This is a genomic window from Micromonospora mangrovicola (genome assembly GCF_047200535.1).
GTDB lineage: Bacteria > Actinomycetota > Actinomycetes > Mycobacteriales > Micromonosporaceae > Micromonospora.
In genome coordinates this window covers 1-3,358 of the sequence record NZ_JBJZOG010000203.1, presented here as the reverse complement: position 1 = coordinate 3,358, position 3,358 = coordinate 1, and the positions used below count along the sequence as shown (strand labels likewise).

General features: G+C 71.8%; 4 protein-coding genes. 1 reads left to right on the top strand and 3 read right to left on the bottom strand.

What is annotated here, in order from left to right:
* Positions 1-10: 10 nt before the first annotated feature.
* The 3 genes from ACL02O_RS33880 to ACL02O_RS33870 all read right to left on the bottom strand — a co-directional run bounded on the left by ACL02O_RS33880 (position 11) and on the right by ACL02O_RS33870 (position 2,284).
* Entirely contained in the window at positions 11-1,039 is a 1,029-nt protein-coding gene (locus ACL02O_RS33880) for a 6-phosphofructokinase (protein WP_412822263.1), read from the bottom strand.
* Positions 1,040-1,218: 179 nt separating this feature from the next.
* The gene (locus ACL02O_RS33875; RefSeq protein WP_412822261.1) at positions 1,219-1,719 is read right to left on the bottom strand and encodes a pyridoxamine 5'-phosphate oxidase family protein; all 501 of its coding nucleotides are present in this window, start codon (positions 1,717-1,719) and stop codon (positions 1,219-1,221) included.
* 67 nt (positions 1,720-1,786) lie between these two features.
* Positions 1,787-2,284 (bottom strand): polyadenylate-specific 3'-exoribonuclease AS, encoded by a 498-nt coding sequence (locus tag ACL02O_RS33870; RefSeq protein WP_412822262.1) that lies wholly within the window; start codon positions 2,282-2,284, stop codon positions 1,787-1,789.
* A gap of 246 nt (positions 2,285-2,530) precedes the next feature.
* Between ACL02O_RS33870 and ACL02O_RS33865 the strand changes: the two genes are divergently transcribed.
* Positions 2,531-3,223, top strand: a complete 693-nt coding sequence (locus ACL02O_RS33865; protein ID WP_073838866.1) for a Crp/Fnr family transcriptional regulator — start codon at positions 2,531-2,533, stop codon at positions 3,221-3,223.
* The last annotated feature ends 135 nt before the right edge of the window (positions 3,224-3,358 follow it).

Genomic DNA, 3,358 nt, shown 5'->3' with positions numbered 1-3,358 from the left:
CGGCCGTCGATCAGCTACCGAAGAAGACCTCGGCCTCGGCGTACCGCTCCAGCGGCACGGTCTTCAGCTCCCGGGTGGCCTCGGCGAGGGGGACCCGGATGATGTCCGTGCTCTTCATCGCGACCATCTTGCCCCAGTCGCCCTCGTGCGCCGCGTCGATCGCGTGCAGGCCGAGGCGGGTGGCGAGCACCCGGTCGAACGCGGTCGGGGTGCCGCCGCGCTGGATGTGGCCGAGCACCACGGTGCGGGCCTCCTTGCCGGTCTTCGCCTCCAGCTGCTCGGCGAGCCACTGGCCGATGCCGCCGAGGCGGACGTGGCCGAAGGCGTCGAGCTCCTGGTTGTGCAGGACCATCTGGCCCTCCATCGGCTGGGCGCCCTCGGCGACCACGACGATCGGGGCGTACTGGTGCTGGAAGCGCTTCTCGACGTAGCCGGCGACCTGGTCGACGTCGAACTGCCGCTCCGGCAGCAGGATCACGTTGGCGCCACCGGCGAGGCCGGCGTGCAGGGCGATCCAGCCGGCGTGCCGGCCCATGACCTCCACGACCAGGGTGCGGTGGTGGCTCTCCGCGGTGGTGTGCAGCCGGTCGATCGCCTCCATGGCGATGTTGACCGCGGTGTCGAAGCCGAAGGTGTAGTCGGTGGCGCCCAGGTCGTTGTCGATGGTCTTCGGCACGCCGACGACCTTGACGTCCAGCTCGTGCAGCTTGGTGGCGACGCCGAGGGTGTCCTCGCCGCCGATCGCGATCAGCGCGTCGACGCCCTGGGCGGCGAGATTCTCCTTGATCCGCTCGACCCCACCGTCGATCTTGAACGGGTTGGTCCGGGAGGAGCCGAGGATGGTGCCGCCGCGCGGCAGGATGCCACGGACCTCCGCGATACCCAGCGGCTTGGTCAGGCCCTCCAGCGGACCCTTCCAGCCGTCCCGGAAGCCCACGAACTCGTGACCGTAGGTGGCGACGCCCTTGCGGACCACCGCCCGAATCACCGCGTTGAGACCAGGGCAGTCGCCGCCGCCGGTGAGCACGCCGATACGCATGATCTGCTCATCCTCCTGGAGCATCAGGTGAAGCCCGGATAAGCCCCAGGATATGTGTCAGATCAGACAATCGGCGCCGTTGCCGGCCCGGGGCGGGCCGTCACTGCGCACTGTAGTCGCCGCGGGTGTCCGCCGACACCGCGCCCCGGCCCGTTTCCGCCCGCCGGACCGGCTACCGGTCAGTAGCTGACCTCGTGGTTCGCCCGCGCCCGCGGCGGCCGCCCGGTCACCGCCGCCCGGGCGCCGAGCAGGTTGACCGCCGCGCCGCCCGGCGCGTCCCAGTACTCGGCCGAGCCGGCGTGCACCTTGATCAACGTGAGCCCGGAAGTGTCCGGCCCGTCCGGGAACCAGGGCCTCAGCAGCGGGCTCCACAGCCGCTCGGCGCGGGCGGCGTCCCAGCCCTCCTGCGCGGTACCGGCCACCGACACCCAGGCGTGCCGGCGCTGGTCGGAAAAGCCGACGTTGACCTCCGGATTCACCCGGATCTGGCGGACCTTGGCGGAGTCCGCGTACGTGAAGAACCAGAGGTCCCCGTCGAACTCCGTGTCCTGCAGCGCCATCGGCCGACTGACCAGCCGCCCGTCCACGGACGTGGTGGTCAACAGGCAGATTCGAGCGTCCCGAACCAGCTCGGTCACCCGGCGGCGGGCGTCCGTGACGGTGGTCGGCGCGTCACTCATGGCACTCCCTCGGGTCGGTTCGCTGCGAACCGTGCCCGGGACAGAACCGGTCAAACCTGCGCGAAGGTCACCGTTCCGTCATGGCCCGCCAGCGGGCCAGGTTGTGCCGGGCGTCGACGAGGGCGTCGTGCCGGTCCGCGTCGGCGTCGGGCAGCCGCGGCCGGCCCCGGTCGTCCCAGAGCTGGCGCAGCTCCTTGGTGAACCGCGGGATCTCCCGGGGCAGCGCCGGCATCGCGCCCCACAGCTGGGCCAGCACCACGTGGTCGTACGCCGCGTACCACGCCCAGAGCTCCAACTGCTCCCCCGGTCGGTCCCGGACCGGCGCCATCAGGAACTCGTATAGGTCGTCACGGATCCGCGCCCGGGACCGCCAGGCCCGGTCGGCCGGCGAGGGGAGCTTGTCGAGGACGTTGCGGCGCACCCAGGGCACGGCCCGGGAGTCGTCGAACTCGGTGGAGACCGCGTAGAACTCGCGGCCGTACTCGTCGACGACGCCGATCGACACCAGGTCGACGATCCGGCCGTCCTCGATGAACTCACAGTCGTAGAAGTAGCGGTAGACCATCCCCACCATCCTGGCCCACCGCCGCGAGCGGCCCTCCGGCGGGGCGTCCGCCGAGGTCACCGACGCCGCGCCGCAGCTCGGGCGGGTCACGGAAGTGTCTCCGGGGGTGTACAGCAAGCGACCAGACCGTCATGATCTGATGTGTACCGCTACCGGACGCCGAACCGGCTCCGATGCCTCGTACGGGGGGATGACGGGTTCACCCGGTGTGCGAGTTGTGGTCCTTGACCGGGGAGGGGTTGGGCCGTGGAGGTTCGCCTGCCGGAGCCGGGTGACGCGCTCACGGGCGTGGAGATGTTCGCCGGGCTCGAGCCGGAGGTGCGGCAACGGGTCATCGCCGCGGCCGTGCCGCGCACGTACCGCAAGGGTCAGCTGCTCTTCGTGGAGAACGACCCCGGCGAGTCGCTGATCGTGCTGCGCCGGGGCGCGGTGGCGGTGTTCCGCACCGCGCCGACCGGTGAACGGGCCGTGCTCTCGGTGATCCGACCGCCGGACGTGCTCGGCGAGGTCTCACTGCTGGACGCCTCGACCCGGTCGGCGTCCGCCGAGGCGATCGAGGACTGCGCCGCGCTGGCGCTGTCCCGCCCGGCGTTCATGGAGCTGGTGCACTCCAACCCGCGCATCCTCGACGCGGTGATGCGCTCGCTCGGCGGGCTGATCCGCCGGCTCACCGAGCAGAACGCCGACCACGTCTTCCTCGACCTGCCCGGCCGGGTGGCCAAGACGCTGGTCCGGCTGGCCGGCGAGAGCCAGGCCCCGATGATCACGATCGAGCTCAACCAGAGCCAGCTCGCCGAGATGGCCGGCGGCTCCCGGCAGAGCGTCAACCAGGCGATCGGCTCCTTCGCCAGCCGGGGCTGGCTGCGTACCGAGGGGCGCCGGATCGTGGTGACCGACGTGGCCGCGCTGCGCCGCCGCGCCGGCATGAACGACCGCTGAGCCGGTGACCGACCGCTGAGCAGCGGGCCGACGCGGTGCGCGGGCCGTCGGGTCGCCCACTCCGTCACCGCCCTCGGCGGCCGACCGCGACATGCCACGGCGTCTCCGCCGCCGAACACCGTCCCCTAACCCGGT